At 64.0% G+C, this 20,661-nt stretch carries 17 protein-coding genes; 4 read left to right on the plus strand and 13 right to left on the minus strand.

Annotated features, from left to right (window positions below):
- The first annotated feature begins 289 nt into the window (after positions 1-289).
- The 3 genes from ACFOKJ_RS10990 (at position 290) to ACFOKJ_RS11000 (ending at position 2,243) form a co-directional block, all read left to right on the plus strand.
- On the plus strand, positions 290-940 hold the full coding sequence (locus tag ACFOKJ_RS10990; RefSeq protein ID WP_390279486.1) for an MBL fold metallo-hydrolase: 651 nt from the start codon (positions 290-292) through the stop codon (positions 938-940).
- Positions 940-1,266, plus strand: a complete 327-nt coding sequence (locus tag ACFOKJ_RS10995; protein WP_390279488.1) for an MGMT family protein — start codon at positions 940-942, stop codon at positions 1,264-1,266. The genes ACFOKJ_RS10990 and ACFOKJ_RS10995 overlap by 1 nt, the downstream gene beginning before the upstream one ends.
- Before the next feature lie 206 nt (positions 1,267-1,472).
- The gene (locus ACFOKJ_RS11000; RefSeq protein ID WP_390279490.1) at positions 1,473-2,243 is read left to right on the plus strand and encodes a DeoR/GlpR family DNA-binding transcription regulator; all 771 of its coding nucleotides are present in this window, start codon (positions 1,473-1,475) and stop codon (positions 2,241-2,243) included.
- 397 nt (positions 2,244-2,640) lie between these two features.
- On the opposite strand, the gene ACFOKJ_RS11005 is transcribed toward ACFOKJ_RS11000, so the two are convergent.
- Positions 2,641-4,215: a diguanylate cyclase gene (locus tag ACFOKJ_RS11005; RefSeq protein ID WP_390279492.1), complete on the minus strand. Its 1,575-nt coding sequence runs from the start codon at positions 4,213-4,215 to the stop codon at positions 2,641-2,643.
- A gap of 124 nt (positions 4,216-4,339) precedes the next feature.
- Here ACFOKJ_RS11005 and ACFOKJ_RS11010 point away from each other — a divergent pair, with 124 nt between their 5' ends.
- Positions 4,340-6,223, plus strand: a complete 1,884-nt coding sequence (locus ACFOKJ_RS11010) for a ribonuclease catalytic domain-containing protein (RefSeq protein WP_390279494.1) — start codon at positions 4,340-4,342, stop codon at positions 6,221-6,223.
- A gap of 171 nt (positions 6,224-6,394) precedes the next feature.
- Here the strand turns inward: ACFOKJ_RS11010 and ACFOKJ_RS11015 are convergent, their stop codons facing one another.
- The 12 genes from ACFOKJ_RS11015 to edd all read right to left on the minus strand — a co-directional run bounded on the left by ACFOKJ_RS11015 (position 6,395) and on the right by edd (position 20,410).
- A complete protein-coding gene (locus tag ACFOKJ_RS11015; protein ID WP_390279496.1) occupies positions 6,395-7,219 on the minus strand; it encodes an HDOD domain-containing protein in 825 nt (274 codons plus the stop codon).
- Positions 7,220-7,365: 146 nt separating this feature from the next.
- A complete protein-coding gene (locus ACFOKJ_RS11020) occupies positions 7,366-8,754 on the minus strand; it encodes an amino acid permease (RefSeq protein ID WP_390279498.1) in 1,389 nt (462 codons plus the stop codon).
- Between the two features lie 153 nt (positions 8,755-8,907).
- Positions 8,908-9,540: an arylformamidase gene (kynB, locus tag ACFOKJ_RS11025; RefSeq protein WP_390279500.1), complete on the minus strand. Its 633-nt coding sequence runs from the start codon at positions 9,538-9,540 to the stop codon at positions 8,908-8,910.
- Between the two features lie 275 nt (positions 9,541-9,815).
- Positions 9,816-10,712, minus strand: a complete 897-nt coding sequence (locus ACFOKJ_RS11030; protein WP_390279502.1) for an aldo/keto reductase — start codon at positions 10,710-10,712, stop codon at positions 9,816-9,818.
- Positions 10,712-11,821, minus strand: a complete 1,110-nt coding sequence (locus ACFOKJ_RS11035; protein ID WP_390279504.1) for an ABC transporter ATP-binding protein — start codon at positions 11,819-11,821, stop codon at positions 10,712-10,714. The genes ACFOKJ_RS11030 and ACFOKJ_RS11035 overlap by 1 nt, the downstream gene beginning before the upstream one ends.
- 4 nt (positions 11,822-11,825) lie before the next feature.
- A complete protein-coding gene (locus ACFOKJ_RS11040; protein WP_449369337.1) occupies positions 11,826-12,683 on the minus strand; it encodes a carbohydrate ABC transporter permease in 858 nt (285 codons plus the stop codon).
- Positions 12,676-13,575 (minus strand): carbohydrate ABC transporter permease, encoded by a 900-nt coding sequence (locus tag ACFOKJ_RS11045; protein WP_390279506.1) that lies wholly within the window; start codon positions 13,573-13,575, stop codon positions 12,676-12,678. Before ACFOKJ_RS11045 ends, ACFOKJ_RS11040 begins: the two co-directional genes overlap by 8 nt.
- 130 nt (positions 13,576-13,705) lie before the next feature.
- The gene (locus tag ACFOKJ_RS11050; protein ID WP_390279508.1) at positions 13,706-14,950 is read right to left on the minus strand and encodes an ABC transporter substrate-binding protein; all 1,245 of its coding nucleotides are present in this window, start codon (positions 14,948-14,950) and stop codon (positions 13,706-13,708) included.
- 309 nt (positions 14,951-15,259) lie between these two features.
- Positions 15,260-16,684 (minus strand): sensor histidine kinase, encoded by a 1,425-nt coding sequence (locus tag ACFOKJ_RS11055; protein ID WP_390279510.1) that lies wholly within the window; start codon positions 16,682-16,684, stop codon positions 15,260-15,262.
- Positions 16,685-16,709: 25 nt separating this feature from the next.
- Positions 16,710-17,390 carry a response regulator transcription factor gene (locus tag ACFOKJ_RS11060; RefSeq protein WP_390279512.1) on the minus strand — a complete coding sequence of 227 codons (681 nt, stop codon included), beginning with the start codon at positions 17,388-17,390 and terminating at the stop codon, positions 16,710-16,712.
- Positions 17,391-17,816: 426 nt separating this feature from the next.
- A complete protein-coding gene (eda, locus tag ACFOKJ_RS11065) occupies positions 17,817-18,443 on the minus strand; it encodes a bifunctional 4-hydroxy-2-oxoglutarate aldolase/2-dehydro-3-deoxy-phosphogluconate aldolase (RefSeq protein WP_390279514.1) in 627 nt (208 codons plus the stop codon).
- Positions 18,444-18,568: 125 nt separating this feature from the next.
- Positions 18,569-20,410: a phosphogluconate dehydratase gene (gene edd, locus ACFOKJ_RS11070; protein ID WP_390279516.1), complete on the minus strand. Its 1,842-nt coding sequence runs from the start codon at positions 20,408-20,410 to the stop codon at positions 18,569-18,571.
- Positions 20,411-20,661 lie beyond the last annotated feature (251 nt).

Consider the following 20,661-nt stretch of genomic DNA (forward strand, 5'->3'; position numbering starts at 1 on the left):
ACCGCGTTGAAAGCAGCTTCGCAATGCTCATTGACCCCATGTCAACTCCGCTTGCTCAGCCGCTTTCGCCTTGCCTCGCTCTAGGGTGCCTCGAAAAGCCCTGATTTCTAAGCGAGGCAAGGCGCGACCGAAAAATTTCGACGCAGCATATGTTTGATATGTAAGGAGAAATTTTTCGTGAGCAACGCAGTATCGCGACGAAAGCGGGGGTTTTTCGATGCGCCCTCTAGCTCGCAAGATCGTGACTACCCACATACAATGCGGCATTCCCGTTTTCAGGTAGCAGATCATGGCCTTGCAGCTTCACGTCATTCCGGTCACCCCGTTCCAGCAGAACTGTTCCGTGCTGTGGTGCGATGTCAGCAATGAGGCGGCGGTAGTGGATGCCGGCGGCGATATCGCGCGCATCCGCGCCTTTGTCGAGGCCAAGGGCCTGAAGGTGACCAAGCTGCTGCTCACCCACGGCCATATCGACCACGCCGGCGGCGCCCGCGCGCTGGCCGATGCGCTGGGGGTGGAGATCGAAGGCCCGCAGCGCGCGGAAAGCTTCTGGCTGGACCAGCTGCCGCAGCAGGGGCAGATGTTCGGCTTTGCCCCCAGCCCGGCGCTGACCCCGGAGCGCTGGCTGGAAGAAGGCGACACGGTTCAGGTTGGCCGCGAGGTGCTGGAGGTGCTGCACTGCCCCGGCCACACCCCGGGCCATATCGTGTTTGTCAGCCGTGCGGCCAACCTGTGCGTGGTGGGCGATGTGCTGTTCCAGGGCTCCATCGGCCGTACCGATTTCCCGATGGGCAACCACGAGCAGCTGATCGATGCCATCCGCAGCAAGCTGTTCGCGCTGCCGGACGATATGACGGTAGTGCCCGGCCACGGCCCGTTCACCACCATCGGCGACGAGCGTCGCAGCAACCCCTTCGTGGCCGACCGCCGCTACGGCTGATGGACGCCGCCTTCGAACGCGCGGTACTGGCGCAGCTGCTGGCGATTCCGCCGGGGCAGGTCAGCACCTACGGCACGCTGGCACAGCTTGCCGGCTACCCGCGCCATGCCCGCCACGTGGGCAAGCTGCTGAGTAATGCGCCGGAAGGCGCCGGCTGGCCGTGGTTCCGCGTGGTCAGCGGCAGCGGCAAGGTGGCGCGGCCGGGCACGCCGGAGGCGGACTACCAGGTACTGCTGCTGGAAGAGGATGGCGTGGAGGTAGGCGCCGGCGGGCGGGTGAACCTGAAGCGCTATGGCTGGCCGGTGCAGTATTTCCTTCGCCCCTGAGCCCGGCGCAAGCCGGCCAGCATCGACAGCTGGCTGGAAAGCGACAGTCGCATGCACTTTTTTTGCAACGCAACAAAAACGCCAGTGCCTTGATGTACTGGCGTTTTTTGCGTTCTACGACTTTCGTTTATGGCGGCAACAAGTTGCCTGATGCGCAATTATTGTGATAAAGACTAAGGATAATTTTCGCTTTCGAACTCGCCACCATGAGCCGATCTCCAAGACACGACAAAATCCTGCAGCTGGTCCGCGAAAACGGCTTCATGCCGATCGAGGAGCTGGCCCGCCTGCTGGACGTGACGCCGCAAACCATCCGCCGCGACATCAACCAGCTGTGTGAAGCCAATCTGCTGCGCCGTTATCACGGTGGCGCTGCGCTGGGCAACAGCGTGGAAAACGAGGATTACTTCTCGCGCAAGGGCAAGCTGCAGAGCGAAAAGGCGCATATCGCCGACATGATCGCGGAGAACATTCCCGACCATGCCTCGCTGTTCATGAGTATCGGCACCACCATAGAGGCGGTGGCGCAGGCGCTGACCACCACCCACAAGGGCCTGCGGGTGATCACCAACAATATCCACGTGGCGTCGATCATGTCGGCCAACCCGGATTTCACGGTAATGATCACCTCCGGCGTGGTGCGCTCCTCCGACGGCGGCATCACCGGCGTGGCAACGCTGGACTTCATCAACCAGTTCAAGGTGGATTACGCGGTGATCGGCGTCTCGGGCATCGAAACCGACGGCTCGCTGCTGGATTTCGACTACCGCGAGGTACGCGTGGCGCAGGCGATGATGAACAATGCCCGCCACCGCTTCCTGGCCGCCGACCACAGCAAGTTCGGCCGCAATGCGCTGGTACGCATGGGCCATATCAGCGAATTCAACGCCATCTTCACCGACGCCATGCCACCGGAAACGCTGAAGAAGCTGCTGGAAGAGCACGGCGTGCGCATGTACCTGGCCGACCCGCTGTAAACGGTTGGCCGCAAGCCGAACCTGCTGCTAAATGACAAGGGCGCCGCTGGCGCCCTTGTGCTTTCCACTTGCAGAGCGTGTCTCTTCACGCATGTAAAACAGTAGCCACTCGCCCCAAACCCGTTGGCGCGAGCCGGGCAAAATGGTGCGCCACAGGTGTTAAGCCGCCGCATGTCTGAGCCGCGCGACGCTAGCGCGCGGCGAGTTCGGCGGCGCCTGGGGCGTGCCGTTTTGCACGGGGTTTCGAGCAGCCCCGGGGAGCAGGGGATTGTTAAGGGGGCCGCGGTGGCCCCCTTAACCTGTCCGCCGGGCGAAACCGGCACCCGAATCCTTATCCGCGTAGCGGATTCAACACTGTTTGCCAGATTTCAAACAAAGCGAAGCTGCGGCCAACCGCTCACGGCTCTCCGTCCAGCGCCACCGACCACGCCACCACCTGGTTGCGTCCGGCCGCCTTGGCGCGGTACAGCATGCTATCGGCGCGCTGCACCAGCGCCACCACATCCCACACCCCCTGCGTGTCGCACAGGCCGGCGCTGAAGGTCTGCAGAAAGCGCCCGCGCGGCGACACATGCTCCAGCCGGGCAAACGATTCGCGCAATTCATTCATCAGCCGCAGCGCCTGCTCGCTACCGACACCTGGCATGGCAATGGCAAACTCCTCGCCGCCATAGCGGCCGATCAGATCACTGCGCCGCAGCCGTTCGCGCAGGAAGCGCGACAGGCTGAGCAGCACCTCGTCGCCGGCCTGGTGGCCATAGCTGTCATTGACCTGCTTGAAGTGATCCAGATCCAGCATCACCATGCTCAGCGGCTTGCGCTCGCGCTGCGCGCGGGCAAACTCGTATTCCAGCTGCGCAAACAGGTGGCTGTGATTGAGCAGGCCGGTGAGGCTGTCGGTGGCGATGTAGGAACGCAGCTTGCGGTAGCGGCTGGCACGGGTGCTCACCGTCACCACCAGCTCCTCGCTGGATACCGGCTTGGTGAGATAGCCATCCACCCCCAGGCTCAAGGCATCCAGTTGCACGCCCTGCGCCTTTTCCATGGTGAGAAACAGGATGGGAATGCCGTCCATCAGCTGCTGCTGGCGGATGATGCGCGCCAGCTCCTGGCCGCTGCACTCCGGCATATGCATGTCCATCAGGATCAGGTCCGGGCGGAAGCGCTCGATCGCCGCCAGCGCCTCGCTGGGGCGATGTACTTCCTCGGTGTGGATGCCATGCTGGTTCAGCACCGCGGCGTACAGGCCGGACAGCGAACTCATGTCTTCCACCAGCAGCACCCGCAGCGGATTGCGCGGGTCGGCGCTTGGCGTGCGCCCCAAGGTTTCCAGCAGCTCGCGCACCGACAGCGGCCAGCCCAGAAAGCCCTGACCACCGGCACGCACCGCCTGCAACCTGGCGGCAAAGTCGCGGCGCGGGCTGGTGAACAGCAGCGGACAAGGCGGTCGCAACTGTGGCAAGGGCAGCTCGCCGCCAGCGAAATCGTGGTGAATGATCAGCGCCCCCGGTACATGCTGGCGCAGGGCCTGTTGCAGGGTGGACAGGCTGTCGAACACTTCCAGCGCATAGCCGAAGCAGGCCAGCTGCTCCTCCAGCCCAGCCGGCAGCGGCTGATCTGCGGCCAACAGGAACAGTTGCTGGTTCTGCCGCGCCGGCTGCAGGCAGCCATTGGCCTGTGCCGGACGTGGCAGGCTGGCCAGCTGCGTCACCAGTGACAGTTGCTGGCGCAACTGCATCACCTCGCCAGGGCTGCGGCGGCGTTTGCCCCAGCCGCGCAACTGCGCCGCCAGCTCGGCGTTGGCGCGCTGCAACGGTTCGGCGCCGCTCTGTTCAGCCAGGCCCTGCAGGCATTGCACCAGCGCGCCAAAACGGCGTGCCTGCTCCGGCTCCCAGCGCTGCAGCAGCAACTGGCCGGTGTGATCCATTTCCTGGGCCAGGCTGACAAGGGACTGCGGCGCGGTGGTGGACATGGGCAATTTCAAGCTGACTTCACAGAATGTTACGAGTATAGCGGCAGCTGACCGGCTGCAGTGGCCACAACTGGTATAATTGCCGGTTTTCACCCAGCGGCAGAGACAGACTCTGCAAGCCAGCATGAACGTCTTTTACGAAGAAAGCGGCAGCTTCAAGGTAGGCAGCGTGGTATCACGTGCCGAAGCCAGCCTGCAGATCGATACCCAGCACGGCAAGCGCACCAAGCTGAAGGCAGCCAACGTGTTCCTGGAATTCAGCTCCCCGCTGCAGGATTTCCTGCCGGCCGCCGAGGCGCTGGCCGCCGACATCGACGTGGATTTCCTGTGGGAGTGCTGCGGTGAAGACGAATTCGGCTTCGAGGCGCTGGCTGCCGACTACTTCGGCCACGCCCCCAGCGTGAGCGAGAACGCCGCCATCCTGCTGCGCTTGTACGCGGCGCCGATGTACTTCTACAAGAAGACCAAGGGCCGCTTCAAGGCCGCGCCGGAAGAGACGCTGAAAGCCGCGCTGGCCGGCATCGAGCGCAAGAAGCGCGAGCAGGAGCAGATCGATGCCTGGGCCGCCGAGCTGGCCGCCGGCACCCTGCCGGATGCGATTCGCGCCCAGCTGATGACGCTGCTGTACCGCCCGGACAAGAACACCCTGGAATTCAAGGCCTTCGACCAGGCCAGCAAGGCCACCGGCCTGCCGCCGCTGCGGCTGGCGGACAAGGTGGGCGGTATCGAATCGGTGCCGGCCTACCTGATGGCCGGCTTCCAGCTGGAACACTTCCCCAAGGGCACCGGCTTTGGCAGCTATGCGCCGGCCGAGATGCCGGCCGATCTGCCACTGGCTAGCGTCAAGGCATTCTCCATCGACGATGCCGCCACCACCGAGATCGACGACGCGCTGTCGGTGCAGTGGCTGGACAACGGCAACATCCGCGTCGGCATCCACATTGCTGCACCGACGCTGGGCATTGCCGTGGACAGCCCGCTGGAAAAAATCGTGCACCAGCGCCTGTCCACCGTGTACTTCCCCGGCGACAAGATCACCATGCTGCCGGACGACGTGGTGCAGCAGTTCACGCTGAAGGAAGGCCACGACTGCCCGGCGCTGAGCCTGTACGTGGAAGTCACCCCGGCATTCGAGCTGGTGGACTTCGATAACCGCATCGAGCTGGTACACATTGCCGCCAACCTGCGCCACGACCAGCTGGAGCAGGTGTTCAACGAGGAAACGTTGGCCGCAGACGGCTTCGGCCCCGACTACGCCTTCAAGCGCGAGCTGGTATGGCTGTGGCAGTTCGCCAATGCCCGCGAAGCGTTCCGCGGCAAGACCCCGGACCCGAACCGCCCGCCGCAGGTGGACTACAACTTCAACGTGGTGGACGGCAAGGTAATCATCAGCGTGCGCAAGCGCGGCTCGCCGATGGACAAACTGGTGTCCGAGCTGATGATCCTGGCCAACAGCGAATGGGGCCGCATGCTGGCCGAGGCCGACATCCCGGCCATGTACCGTGCGCAGAGCATGGGCAAGGTGCGCATGACCACCCGCCCGGAACCGCACGTGGGCCTGGGCGTGCAGCAGTACGCCTGGAGCACCTCGCCGCTGCGTCGCGCATCGGACTTCATCAACCAGCGCCAGCTCACCGCGATGATTCGCGGCGAAACCCCGCAGTACAAGCAGGGCGACGCCATGCTGTTCGCGCTGCTGCGCGATTTCGATGCGGCCTACAGCGCCTACCTGGGATTCCAGGACAAGATGGAGCACTTCTGGTGCCTGCGCTGGTTCAGCCAGGAAGGCATCACCGAGCCTACCGCCAGCTACATCAAGGAAGACCTGGTGCGGGTGGATGGCGTACCGCTGCGACTGCGCATCGGCGGCCTGCCGGAGCTGAGCAACGGCGACCGCATCCAGCTGCAGATCGTGCGCATCGACGAACTGATGCAGGAGATCGAGTGCCGCTACGTGGCGGTGCTGGAGCGCAAGACCCTGCCGCAGGACGAGGCCGAGGAGGCGTAACCGTAGCTTGCGGCCAACCTTGCCGCAAGCGGCTACGACAAGGCCCCGCCATGGCGGGGCCTTGTGCTGTCTGTTGCTCACCATCCGTAGCCCGGATAAGCCAAAGGCGCATCCGGGGAACAAGTGGCCACTGTACTCCCGGATGCGCCTTCGGCTTATCCGGGCTACAAGCTACAACAGGTTGTCCACCGTGGTGCTGACTTCCTTCAGGTGCGGCAGCGCATCTTCCAGCTCCGCTTCGTCCACGCCCAGCGCCGCCAGGCCGTGCTGCGGCAGTGTGTCCTGCATTTCCTGCTCGCTCATGCCATGGTTGAAGCCGGCCACGATGTAGGCCGCCAGCCCGATCAGCAGCGCATACGGCGGCAGCTGCTCCGGGTCGGCCAGATTGTGCTGCTCGCGTATCGCCTGCTGGATCGCATCCGGGAAATTCCAGCGCCGCGCCAGCTCGGCGCCGACTTCGGTCAGGTCCATGCCCAGCAGCATGCGCTCGGTGGCCAGCCGCTCGGCGCCGCTTTCCACCAGCCGGTCGATACGCAGCGCCTTTTCCGGCTCGGCCACATGCAGTACCAACTCGCCGATATTGGCCAGCAGCCCGCAGGTATAGGCCACCTGCCCGTCCAGCTTCGCCAGCCGCGCCAGCACCTTGCTGGTATTGGCCATTTCGAAGCTGCGGCCCCAGTACTCCTTCATGTCGAAGCCGGGAATCGCCGTGGTGGCGCCGGCAATGCCGGAGGCAATCACCAGCATGCGCACGTTATCGAAGCCCAGCAGCAGCACCGCGTCGTTCAGCGAAGCGATATTGCGGCTGCCACCGAAACGCGCGCTGTTGGCGAGGCGCAGCACACGGGCGCTCAGCACCTGGTCGTGCGTTACCTTGTCGGTGATGTCGTCGATATTGACGTTCTGGTCCTGGAAGCTGGCAATCAGCTCCTGTACCACTTTGGGCACCATGGGCAGGCGCCCGGCGGATTTGTCGAACAGTTCTGCAACATTCATCTCGTGCTCCCCTTTATGTTGTCGTGCTGCCATGGCATCACCAGATGAGCTTAGGAAACTGTATCGACACTTGCTAATAAACCGTGCTGACCACGCGCGCAATAAAAAAGCCCCGCCAGGCGGGGCAAGGTTACGACATGAATGTGTTACATCGCGTCGTCGTAGGACGCATGCGGCTTGCGCACGAACTTGAACAGCAACACCAGCACGATCAGGAACGGGATGCCGAACTTCAGCGTCATGTTGAATTCGTCGGTGAACAAAGTGGTGACCATTGCCGCCAGCATCAGGCCCAGACCGATCAGCGTGGTAATCGGGAACAGCTTCATGCGGAAGGCCAGCGGCGGGTTGCCGGCGGCTTCGTACTTGTGGCGGAAGAACAGGTGGGTGACGAAGATCATCATCCACACGAACATGGCGCCGAACATCGACAGCGAGATCATCAGGATGAATGCATCCTTCGGATACAGCACGTACAGCAGGGTGGCTACCGCGATACCGATGGACGACAGCATCAGTGCATTCAGCGGCACGCCATTGCTGCTGAGCTTGCCCAACGCCTTGGGCGCATCGCCGCCTCGCGACAGGCTGAACATCATGCGGGTGGTGATGTACAGCTGACTGTTCATCGCCGACAGCGCGGCCACGATCACCACGAAGTTGAGGATGTCGGCGGCGTAGGGAATGCCCAGCACCTGCATCACTGTCACGAACGGGCTGCTGCCCTCGCCCACTTTTTCCCACGGTACGATGGCCAGGATCAACGCCAGCGACAGCAGGTAGAACACCAGCAGGCGCACGATGGTGGCACGGAAGGCCTGCTTTACCGCGCGCTCCGGGTCTTCTGCCTCGCCAGCGGCCACCGCGATCATTTCCACGCTCAGGTAACTGAAGATGGAGATGATCACCGCCACCCACATGCCCCACCAGCCGTGCGGCAGGAAGCCGCTGCCGGCGGTGTACAGGTGCACGCCGTATTCCGGATGGCTGCCGCCCCACACCACCACGCTGCCAAGCAGGATGAAACCGAGAATGGCGGCAATCTTGATGCTGGAGAAGCCGTACTCCACCGCGCCGAAGGCCTTCACGCTACTGGCATTCACCGCGATCAGCAGGGCTGAGAATATCGATATCCACCACCACGATGGCACGCCCGGAAACCAGTAGCCCATGTAGTCGGCAATCGCCGTCACCTCCGTACCCACCGCCAGCACGATGGCCGACCAGTAGGCGTAGCGCACCAGGAAACCGGCCAGCGGGCTGACGTAGTGCTCGGCATAGGCACCGAAGGAGCCGGAGGTGGCATGCGCCACCGTCATCTCCGCCAGACAGCCCATCAGCAGCAGAGTAATCAGCCCGCCGATGGCGTAACTGATCAGCACGCTGGGGCCGGCAAAACCGATGGCGAACTTGCTGCCCAGGAACAGGCCGGTACCGATGGCACCGCCGATGGCGATCATGCTCATTTGGCCGGAAGTCAGGCGGCGCTGCAGCCCTTGCTCCCGGTCCTTGATCTTCTGAAAACTTCCACTCATGTTGTGCTCCGTAATTCTCCAGATGTGTTCGGCCCCGTGCTGTCTGCGCAGCGGCTGTCAGGCCAAGGGGGTGCCTGCCGCCTGAGCGCAGGCAACACTTTTCCAGCACAGCGTGCGGGACGCTGCGCCGGGAATGCGTTGTGGGGTTGGCCGCTAGGCCAGGCTGCGAAGGACGGCGCGCACAGGGCTCGCGTCGGTGTCCATCAGCTTCAGCGGCAGGGCAATCAGCTCGTAGTCACCCGGCGGGACATCGTCCAGCACCAGGTTTTCCAGTATCGCCATGCCTTGGCGCGCCACTGCAAGGTGCGCCGCCATGCCCTTGCTGTCGGCCGGGTCCAGCGAGGCGGTGTCAACGCCGATCAGCAGCACGCCCTGCCTGCCCAGCCAGTCGATGGCGGCCGGGTCGATACCGGGAAAGTGCTGATCCCAGGCGTGGTGCGGAAAGCTGGCATACATCCGCACCAGCACGCGTTGCGGTAGCGGGCCGCTATCGGCCAGTGCCGCCTGCAGTTGCGCCAGCGTCAGCAGTTGGCCGGGAGCCAGGCAATGCACCACGCGGCACGGCCCTAGGTAGGGCGTAAGTGCTACCGCGCCGATCGGCGCGCCATCGGCCTGGTAGTGCAGCGGCGCATCGGCATGGGCGCCGCTGTGCGGCGACAGCGTCAGCCGCGCCACGTTGACCGGACAGCCACCTTCCAGCACCCAGTTGGGGCTGGACTGGAACGGTGTGTCGCCCGGCCAGACCGGCATGCCGGCGGTCAGGGCTGGGCTGATGTCGTAAAGCATGGCGCGCCTCGCAGCTGAATGACTGCTGAAAGCTTAGCACCAGCTGCACGGGAGCTTATTGCAAAGTCACAGTCGGCCCGACATGTATTTTGCAGATTATTTCGTTTATGAAATTTAAACCGCATTAAATGCGAATTTCACAGTAGGATACACTATTTACGACAATTCCCAATCTGGCTGCTGGCCTGTCAATGGGGCTGCACACAAGAAAAAAGCGGCCCGCAGGCCGCCAAAGGAGAGTCGCTCCTGCAGGCAGGAGATACACGGAGTCTTGTTCAGGCCACTTCCTGGCCGCGTGCAAGTTGTAGCAGGGTAAACCACTGCTGCCGGTCCAGCTGCACTAGGCAGGCAGCGGCAGCGTCGTCCAGTGCGGCCAACTTGCGGGAGCCGATAATGGGCAACGGCCGGCACGGGTGGCGCAGCAGCCAAGCCAGCGCCACTGCAGCGGTGCTGACCTCCAGCTCGGTGGCCAGATGCTGCAGCCCTGCTGCCAGTGCCGGGTTGGCCGCAGCATCGAACAGCCGCCCACCGGCCAGCGGTGACCACAGCATCGGCCGCACGCCCAGCTGCAGGCACTGGTCGAAGCTGCCATCGAACAGCGGCACGGTATGCAGCAGCGAGGCCTCGACCTGGTTGGTTACCAGGTGGGTGCGCGAAGCCAGCAGCGCATACTGGCTGGGACTGAAGTTGGACACGCCGAAGTGGCGCACCTTGCCGGCATCCCGCAGCCGCGCGAAGGTTTCTGCCACCTCGTCCGGCTCCAGCAGCGGGTCCGGGCGATGGATCAGCAGCAGGTCCAGGTAGTCGCTGCCCAGGTGCTGCAGCGAGTTGTGCACGCTGGCGGTGATGTGTGCCGCCGTGGTGTCGTAATGCTTCACCCGCCAGCCGCGCGCCGCATCCGGTGGCTTGATGCCGCACTTGCTCACCAGCTGGATGGCGTCGCGCCGCGACGGGTTGGCCTTCAGCCAGCGGCCGAACAGCGCCTCGCAGCGGAAGCCGCCGTACAGGTCGGCATGGTCGAAGGTGGTGATGCCGAGCACGATGGCGTGCTCCACCCACGCCGCCAGCGCGGCATCGTCGAAGCCCCATTCGTCCAGGCGCCACACGCCCGCTGCCACCGGCGACAGCAGCGGGCCGTCTGCGGCCAACGCTTGCAGACCGAGCGCGCGCATCAGGCGATACGCTGTTCGGATTGCGGGTCGAACAGCACCGCCTTGGACACGTCGAACACCAGGTCCATGCTCTGGCCTGGGCGCTTGGCCTCGGTGGGGTGGGTACGGCAGCACACCTTGGTGTTGTTCAGCGACACGAACACCAGGGTATCCGGGCCGGTGGGCTCGATCACGTCGATATGGCAGCTCATTTCCGGCAGGCCGTCGCGGTGCGCGGTGCGCGCATCGGTGATCTGCTCCGGGCGAATGCCGAAGATCACTTCCTTGCCCACCCAGCTTGCCAGCTTGGCCTTGTCGTGCGGCAGCGGCAGCACCACGCAGCCCTTGTCGTCGCACACTTTCACACCGATCTGGCCAGCGGATTCCACCACGGTGGCGGGGATGAAGTTCATCGACGGCGAGCCGATGAAGCCGGCCACGAACAGGTTTGCCGGGTTGTCGTAGATTTCCTGCGGGCTGCCGAACTGCTGCACGATGCCGTCCTTCATCACCGCGATGCGGTCGCCCAGCGTCATGGCCTCGATCTGGTCGTGGGTCACGTAGACGATGGTGGATTTCAGGCGCTGGTGCATCAGCTTGATTTCGGTACGCATCTCCACGCGCAGCTTGGCATCCAGGTTGGACAGCGGCTCGTCGAACAGGAAGATGGACGGGTTGCGGGCCAGGGCGCGGCCCATGGCCACGCGCTGGCGCTGGCCGCCGGACATCTGCCCCGGCTTGCGCTCCAGCAGGTGCTTGATCTGCAGCATGTCGGCCACGCGGTTCACGGTGGCGTCGATCTCGGCCTTGGGCACCTTGCGGATCTCCAGGCCGAAGCTGATGTTCTCGCGCACCGTCATCGACGGGTACAGCGCGTAGCTCTGGAACACCATGGCGATGTCGCGGTCCTTGGGCGACAGCTCGTTCACCCGCTTGTTGCCGATCACGATATCGCCGCTGGAGATATCGTCCAGGCCGGCAATCATGTTCAGCAGCGTGGACTTGCCGCAGCCGGAGGGGCCAACCAGGATCAGGAACTGGCCGTCCTCGATGGCGATGTCGATGCCCTTGAGCACGTCGGTGCCGTTGGCGTAAGTCTTGTATACGTTGTTGATGGAAAGAGCGGCCATCGCATTAACCTTTCACGGCACCGGCAGTCAGACCGCGCACGAAATAGCGGCCGGCTACCATATAAACGAACAGGGTCGGCAGGGCGGCAATGATGGCCGCCGCCATATCCACGTTGTATTCCTTCACCCCGGTGGAGGTGTTCACCAGGTTGTTCAGCGCCACCGTGATCGGTTGCGACTCGCCGGAGGCAAACACCACGCCGAACAGGAAGTCGTTCCAGATCTGGGTGAACTGCCAGATGATGCAGACCACGAAGATCGGCCCGGAGATCGGCAGCAGGATGCGCCCGAAGATGGTCCAGAAGCCGGCGCCATCGATGCGGGCCGCCTTCACCAGCTCATCCGGCACGGTGATGTAGAAGTTGCGGAAGAACAGCGTGGTAAACGCAGTGCCGTACACCACGTGGGTCAGCACCAGGCCGGTAGTGGTGTTGGCGATGCCGAGCAGGCCCAGCAGTTGCGCCATCGGCAGCAGCACCACCTGGAACGGAATGAAGCAGCCCACCAGCAGCATGGTGAACAGCGCATCCGAGCCCTTGAAGCGCCACATCGACACCACGTAGCCGTTCACTGCGCCGATCAGGGTGGAGATCAGCACTGCCGGCACGGTCATCTTGATGGAGTTCCAGAAGAAACCCTGCATGCCGTTGCATTCCACCCCGGTGCAGGCGCTGGCCCAGGCCTTGGCCCAGGCCCCGCCTTCCCACACTTGCGGCAGCGACAGCATGTTGCCGGCGCGGATGTCGTCCAGGCTCTTGAACGAGGTGGTGAGCATCACGTACAGCGGCAGCAGGTAGTAGATGGCCATCAGCAGCAACGCGGCGTAGACCAGCGCGCGGCCAGGTGTCAGATTCTTAAACACGTTTGGCACTCCTTGTTTCCATGTACATCAGCGGGACGAGAACCGCGACGATGGTGAACAGCATCATCATCGCCGACGCCGCGCCCTGGCCCAGCTGGCCACGGGTAAAGGCAAACTGGTACATGAAGATGGCCGGCACGTCGGACGAGGTACCCGGACCGCCGCCGGTCAGCGCCATCACCAGGTCGAAACTCTTGATGGCGATGTGCGACAGGATCAGCAGCACGCTGAAGAACACCGGGCGCAGGCTGGGAATCAGGATGCGGCGGTAGATGGTGGGCAGGCTGGCGCCATCCACCTGGGCAGCCTTGATGATGGAATCATCGATACCGCGCAGGCCGGCCAGGAACAGCGCCATCACGAAGCCGGAGCTTTGCCACACACCGGCAATCACCACGGTGTAGATGGACATGTCCGGGTTCACCAGCCAGTCGAAGGTGAAGTCGGCGAAGCCGAAATCGTTCATCACCTTCTGCAGGCCCATATCCGGGTTCAGCATCCATTTCCAGGCAGTACCGGTTACCACGAAGGACAGCGCCATCGGGTACAGGTAGATGGTACGCAGCGCGCCTTCGGCACGGATTTTCTGGTCCAGCAGCACCGCCATCAGCAGACCCACCAGCAGGCAGATCAGGATGAACAGGCTGCCGAAGATGCCAAGGTTGGCCGCAGCGGTCCACCAGCGCTCGTTTTCGAACAGCGCCTGGTACTGCACGAAGCCAGCCCACTCGAAACGGGGCATCAGTCGGGATTCGGTAAAGGAAAGCCAGCCGGTCCAGGCGATGAAGCCGTAGACGAAAACCAGGCTGGCAGCCAGCGTCGGCGACAGCACCAGCTTGGGCAGCCAGCGGTCGGCCAGCGCACGCAGGCCTTGATGAGCAGAGGCAGACATGTGAGTTCCTTGCTGTCTCGGGTAAGGCGGCGCCGTTCACGCTGCCTGGCGGCAGCGCGGACAAACGGCGGGACATGACAGCAGCCCCCGCCGGCTGGCGGTGAGGGCTGCTGCTGTTACAGCATCAGGATCAGCGAACCGCGCTGGCCTTGGCCAGGCGCTCGGCAGCCTGTTTCGGAGTCATGCTGGAGTTCATGAACTGCGAGATCACGTCCACCATGGCGCCTTCGGTAGCCGACGGCATTGCCATCTTGTGCGCGAAGCTCGGCACCAGCTTGCTGCTCTTGGCGGCGGCGTTCATGTCGAAGTTGGACTTCTTGGCGCAGACATCGAACTTGGCCAGCGGGGTATCCAGACGGGCCGGGATGGAGCCCTTGTTCAAGTTGAACACTTCCTGGAACTGCGGGCTCATGATGGTGGCGGCCAGGTCGGCCTGGGCCTTCACGGCGGCAGGCGACTTCTGCTGGAACATGGCCATGGAGTCGATGTTGAAGGTGAAGGCGTTCTGGGTGCCCGGTGCATCCACACACAGGAAGTCCTTGCCCGGTACCTTGCCGGCGGCGGTGAATTCGCCCTTGGCCCAGTCACCCATGAACTGCATGCCGGCCTTGCCGTTGATTACCATGGCGGTAGCCAGGTTCCAGTCACGGCCGGCGGCGCCCTTGTCGATATAGGTCTTGAGCTTGGCCATGGTCTCGAACACCTTGACGGTGGTGGCACCACCCACGGTGGCCTTGTCCAGCTTCACGAATGCCTTGTTGTAGTAGTCGGCACCACCCACACCCAGCGCCACGGATTCAAACAGGGTGGCGTCCTGCCACGGCTGGCCGCCATGGGCGATCGGCTGGATGCCGGCCTTCTGCAGCTTGTCGGCGGCAACAAAGAATTCCGGCCAGGTCTTCGGCACGGTGGCGCCTGCCTTCTTGAAGGCTTCCGGGTTCACCCACAGCCAGTTCACGCGGTGCACGTTCACCGGTGCGGCCACGTACTTGCCCTTGTACTTCATCACATTGCTGACTACCGCCGGCAGCTGCTTGTCCCAGTTGCCTGCCTTGGCCACGGCATCGATATCGGCCAGCACGCCTTCGGCACCCCATTCCTGGATCGCCGGGCCCTTGATCTGGGCGGCGGTCGGCGGGTTGCCGGATACCACGCGGGTCTTCAGCGCGGTCATGGCGTTGTCACCACCACCGCCAGCCACGGCGAAATCCTTCCAGGTATGGCCCTTGGCGGTCATCATCTTTTTCAGTTCGGCGGCGGATTTGGCTTCGCCACCGGAGGTCCACCAGTGCAGCACTTCCACATCACCTGCCATTGCGGCGGCCGGCAGCAGGGTTGCGGCCAGTACGGCCACGGTCAGACGCTTCATTTCCATATTCCATCTCCTGTCGTGTTGTGTGCCGCCCGCTGCTGGATTTTTGGCTTTGCGAACGGCGACGACTACGGGGCAACTCTCCTTGCCGGTTCCGCAGTTGGGGGAACTATAGCCGCGAGATGTAAGTTTTGTGTAAGTTTGTGATGGTATTGCTGTAAGGAAATGCACCACATCGAGTGCGATGCACCATGACAATGTCGTGAAATGCTTGAAATCAGGGCATGGAAACGATATTGCGGTGCAATAAAAAGCAGAAAAGTAGTGTCGCAACTACACACTACTTTGCCGGCAAGGCAGTGCTGCCCGGCTTCAGCCTGACTGCGCCGGCAGCAAAGGCAGCAGCAGGCACACCCGCAAACCGCCGCCCGGATTGTCATCCAGGCTGATGCTGGCACCATGGCGGCGGGCGATTTCCTGCACGATGGCCAGGCCGAGACCGCAGCCCTTGCCCTTGCCTTCGGCACTGCCACGATAGAAGCGCTCGAATACCCGCTCGCGCTCGGCCACGGGGATGCCCGGGCCGTTGTCGCGCACCTCCAGCCGCACCTGCTGGCCTTCGCATGCCAGCCACAGCGTTACCTCGCCGCCGCGCGGGGTGTAGCTGATGGCGTTGTCCAGCAGGTTGGCCACCAGCTCGCGCAGCAGGCCGGCATGGCCCAGTATCGGCAGCGCGCCCTCCTCGCCTTCCACTCCCAGGTCGATGCCTGCGGCCAAGGCGCGCGGCACTGCCTCCGCCGCCACGTCGCGCGCCAGCGCCGCCAGATCCAGTGCACTGAACTGCAGGCCGGCTTCGGGTTCGGCGCGCGCCAGCGCCAGTAGCTGGTTCACCAGCCGAATGGAACGGGCGACGCTGGTTTCCACCTGCCCCAACTGGCGCCGCGCCAGCGGCAGGTCCGGCGCGGCCTCGGCCAGCTCGCCCTGCACCAGCTCGGTCTGCGACTTCAGCCCGGCCAGCGGCGTGCGCAGCTGGTGCGCGGCATCGGCAATGAAGCGCCGCTGCTGCGCCACCTGGCCGTGCACCTCGTCCAGCAGGGTGTTGATGGCGGTGGCCAGCGCCCGCACCTCGGCCGGTGCGTTGTCGATCTCGATCGGTGCCAGGTCGCGCGGGGTGCGGTCCTCCACCGTGCGGCGCAGGCTGCGCAGTGGCGACAGGCCACGGCTGACGCCGGCCCATACCAGCACGCTGGTAAGCGAGATCAGCAGCAGCAGTGGCAGGCCCATGTCCAGCAGAATGCGGCGCGCCAGCTCGGCCGACAGGTTGCGGCTCTTGGCCACCTGTACCAGCATCTGTTCCGGCTTGTCCGGCGTGCCGGCCGGCAGGTACTGCGCCGCCACGCGCACATCCAGCTTGCCGAGCTTGCCGTTGTAGAAAAAGGTTTCCCCCAGCGGCGCGCTGACGCTGGCCGGCGGGCGCGGCATGGCTGGCTCGCCCAGCAGGAAGGCTTCCGGCGGCGAACTCACCATGTAATAGACGCGGTCGTCCGGGTCCTGCTCCAGCACGTCACGCGCCGCGCGCGGAAAATCCACGTAAAAGCCATTGCCGAACGGTTTGACCTGGCGCGCCAGCGCACTGCTGGACTTGGCCAGCGTGCGGTCTATCACCTCGTTGGCGTAGGCCAGGGTGAGCTGGTAGGCCAGAAAGGCCGCCCCCAGCCACAGCACCAGCTGCGGCAGCAGCAGCCACAGCAGCAGCTGGCGGCGCAGCGACAGCTGGCGCGGGCGGGCGCCGTTCATGCGGCCAACTTCCTACCGTGCTGGCTCATGGTTGCTCCGCCGCCAGCAGGTAGCCCAGGCCACGCACTGCGCGCACGCCCACGCCGCTGCCGTCCAGCTTCTTGCGCAGCCGGTGCACGTACACCTCCACCGCATTGGCACCCACCTCCTCGCCGTCGCCGGACAACTCGCCGGCAATCTGCTCCTTGGTCACCACGCGGTCGGCATTGGCCAGCAGGATTTCCAGCAGCTGCAATTCGCGCGCCGACAGCTCCAGCGGCTGCTGATCCGCCCAGGCGCGCTGCCCGGCACGGTCCAGCCGCAAGCGACCAAAGCGCAGCTCGTCGCGCTGCGGGCTGTCCGCCACGCGGTGACGACGCAGCAGCGCGCGGATGCGCGCCTCCAGCTCGGGAAATTCGAACGGCTTCACCAGGTAGTCGTCGGCGCCGGCATCCAGCCCGGCCACGCGGTCTTCCATGCTGTCCAGCGCAGTGAGGATGAGGATGGGCAGCGCCGGCTTGTGCACGCGCACATTGCGCAGCACCTGCAGGCCGTCCAGCCCCGGCAGGCCGATATCCAGGATCACGGCATCGACATCCTCCGTCAGCAATTGCTGCTGTGCCTGCAAACCATCGGCGGCATGGGCGGTGTCAAAGCCCAACCGCGCCAGGCGGGTAAGCAGGGCGTCGGCCAGTACGGTGTCGTCTTCGGCAATGAACAGCTTCATGGCGGGGCAAGGGCGGGAAATGACGGTGCTTGATGGTATGCCAAAACCGGGGAGGCTTGTAGGGCGGAAGCTTGTAGGGTGGAAGCCCGCAGGGCGTTCCACCATTCCAGCATAACGTTGGCCGCAAGCAGGCGGACAAAAAAACGGCGTGCCGGGGAGAGTCAGCACGCCTGCGAAAGAAACGAAAAGCAACAAAACACACCATCCCGCAGCGCGAGTCTGACGGAAAGGATTTGGTAGCCCGGATAAGCGCAGCGCATCCGGGGACAAGCGCAGTGCATCCGGGGATACGCGAAGCACATACGCGGACAAGCGCAGCGCATCCGGGATAAACACAACTCCAGCGTGGCAATCGTTCCCGGATGCGCCTGCGGCTTATCCGGGCTACGAGGTTTGCCTGTCGCTGGCAAAACAGTGCTGAGCGACTCAGCGCTTGGCCAGCGCGCTGGCTTCCAGCGCCAGTGCGGTGATCTTGTCCCAGTCCTGGGCGGCCAGCGCCGCTTCCGGGGTCAGCCAGCTGCCACCCACTGCCAGCACATTCGGCAGTGCCAGGTAGTTGGCCGCATTGGAGGCATCAATGCCACCGGTCGGGCAGAAGCGAAGTTCCGGCAGCGGGCCGGCCAGCGCCTTGAGCAGCTTGATGCCGCCCACCGCCTCTGCCGGGAACAGTTTCAGGATGTCGAAGCCTTCGTCCTGCGCGCGCATCGCCTCGGAGGCGGTGGCCACGCCGGGAATGAACGGCACGCCGGAGGCACGCGCGGCGGCGGCCAGCTCCGGGGTCAGGCCTGGGCTGAGGCCGAATTGCGCGCCGGCATCCAGCGCCGCTTCCAGGTGGGCACGGGTGCGCACGGTGCCGGCGCCTACCAGCGCGTCCGGCACTTCGTCACGGATACGGCGCATGGCCGCCAGTGCCGCCTTGGTGCGCAGGGTGATTTCCAGGGTGCGGATGCCGCCGGCCACCAGGGCGCGGGCCAGATCCACCGCCACGGCGGCGTCGTTTACCACGATCACCGGCATTACCGGGCTTTGGCGAAGCAGATTCAAAGCGTCCATCTATCTATCCTTTTCGATTGCCACAGAAACCACAGAACCACTCAGCAACTCGACTCGCCAGCCCGCTGATGCAGGGTTGTCAGGCGCGGGTCCGTGCTTTCCGTGTCTTCCGTGGCGAAATGTCTTTACTTGTCTTGTGTCCACAGCGGATGGGCAAAGCTCATCGCGCCCTCTTCCGCCGCGGTGGCCAGCTGGCGCATGCCGGCGAACAGGTCGCGGCCGGTGCCGAACTGGTTGCGGGTGAGATCCACCTGCGCCGGCTGGCGGGCCGCCCATTCGGCAGCCGGCACCAGCACCACAAGCTCGCCCTTGTCGGCATCCAGCCGCACCAGGTCGCCGTCCTGCACCTTGCCGATGTCGCCGCCCAGCAGTGCTTCCGGCGAAACGTGAATCGCCGCCGGCACCTTGCCGGAGGCGCCGGACATGCGGCCGTCGGTTACCAGCGCTACCTTGAAGCCACGTTCCTGCAGCACGCCCAGCGGCGGGGTGAGCTTGTGCAGTTCCGGCATGCCGTTGGCGCGCGGGCCCTGGAAGCGGATCACCGCTACAAAGTCTTTTTCCAGCTCGCCGCGCTTGAACGCCGCCAGCAGTTCGTTCTGGTCGTTGAACACCACTGCCGGTGCTTGCACCACGCGGTGTTCCGGCTTCACTGCCGATACCTTGATCACTGCGCGGCCGATATTGCCGGCCAGCACTTTCAGGCCGCCATCGGCGGAGAACGGGTTGGCCGCAGGGCGCAGCACACTGTCGTCACCGCTGGTTTGCGGCGACGGGCGGAAGGCCGCCTCGCCATCGTTCAGCCAGGCTTCCTGACTGTGGGCGCGCAGGCCCTTGCCCATGATGGTGGTTACGTCGTCGTGCAGCAGGCCGGCATCCAGCAATTCGCGAATCACGAAGCCCATGCCGCCGGCAGCGTGGAAGTGGTTCACGTCGGCCTTGCCATTCGGGTAGGCGCGCACGATCAGCGGCACCACGGCGGACAGCTGGTCGAAATCGTCCCAGTTGATACTGATGCCGGCGGCGCGCGCCATGGCCACCAGGTGCATGGTGTGGTTGGTGGAACCGCCAGTAGCCAGCAGGCCGACAATGCCGTTGATGATGGCTTTCTCGTCGATCACCTCGGCAATCGGGGTGTAACGGCTGCCCTGGGCGCTGATCTCGGTGGCCACACGCGCGGCCTTGCGGGTGAGCGCCTCGCGCAGCGGGGTATTCGGGTTCACAAAGGCGGCGCCCGGCAGGTGCAGGCCCATGATTTCCATCAGCATCTGGTTGCTGTTGGCGGTGCCGTAGAAGGTGCAGGTGCCCGGGCCGTGGTAGGAGGCCATTTCGGAGGCCAGCAGCGCGTCGCGGCCAACCTTGCCCTCGGCAAACAGCTGGCGCACCTTGGCTTTTTCGTCGTTGGCGATGCCGGTGGTCATCGGGCCGGCCGGCACGAACACCGCCGGCAGGTGGCCGAAGGACAGCGCGCCGATCACCAGCCCCGGCACGATCTTGTCGCACACGCCCAGGTACAGCGCGGCATCGAACATCTGGTGACTCAGGGCAATGGCGGTGCTCATGGCGATCACGTCGCGCGAGAACAGCGACAGCTCCATGCCGTCGAAGCCCTGGGTAACGCCATCGCACATTGCCGGCACGCCGCCGGCGAACTGGGCGGTGGCGCCAGCCTTCAGCGCTTCTTCCTTGATCAGCGCCGGAAAGGTTTCCAGCGGCTGGTGCGCCGACAGCATATCGTTATAGGCAGACACGATGGCCAGGTTGGGGCGCACGCTGTCCTGCAGGTGAATCTTGATGCCGTCCGGCATGGCAGCGAACGCGTGTGCCTGATTGGTACAGGACAGCTGGGAACGTTCTACCTTGCCCTGCCGCATGGCGGCGCGGACATGTTCCATATAAGCGGCGCGGGTAGCGCGGCTGCGTTCGACGATGCGGTCGGTAACGGCTTGGAGAACGGGGTGCAGAGTCATGGTGTTGGCCCGTGTTGCGGTAGTCGAATGGTAGTTTTACTACAGTTTGTTGGCAAGGCGTTACGCCGCATTTCTCCGAAAAAAAGCCGCGCAGCGTCAAACAAATTCATATATATCAGTGCTTTAATATAATGTTGGCCGTGAACAACACCGCAAACACCTGCAGTAAAAAGCTGGCAACAGGCATAGACAAGCAACAGTCGTTTGGTAATATAACTACATCACAACCCCCAGTGCGAGAGAACACTCAG

It is taken from the genome of Vogesella amnigena (genome assembly GCF_042648905.1).
GTDB lineage: Bacteria > Pseudomonadota > Gammaproteobacteria > Burkholderiales > Chromobacteriaceae > Vogesella > Vogesella amnigena.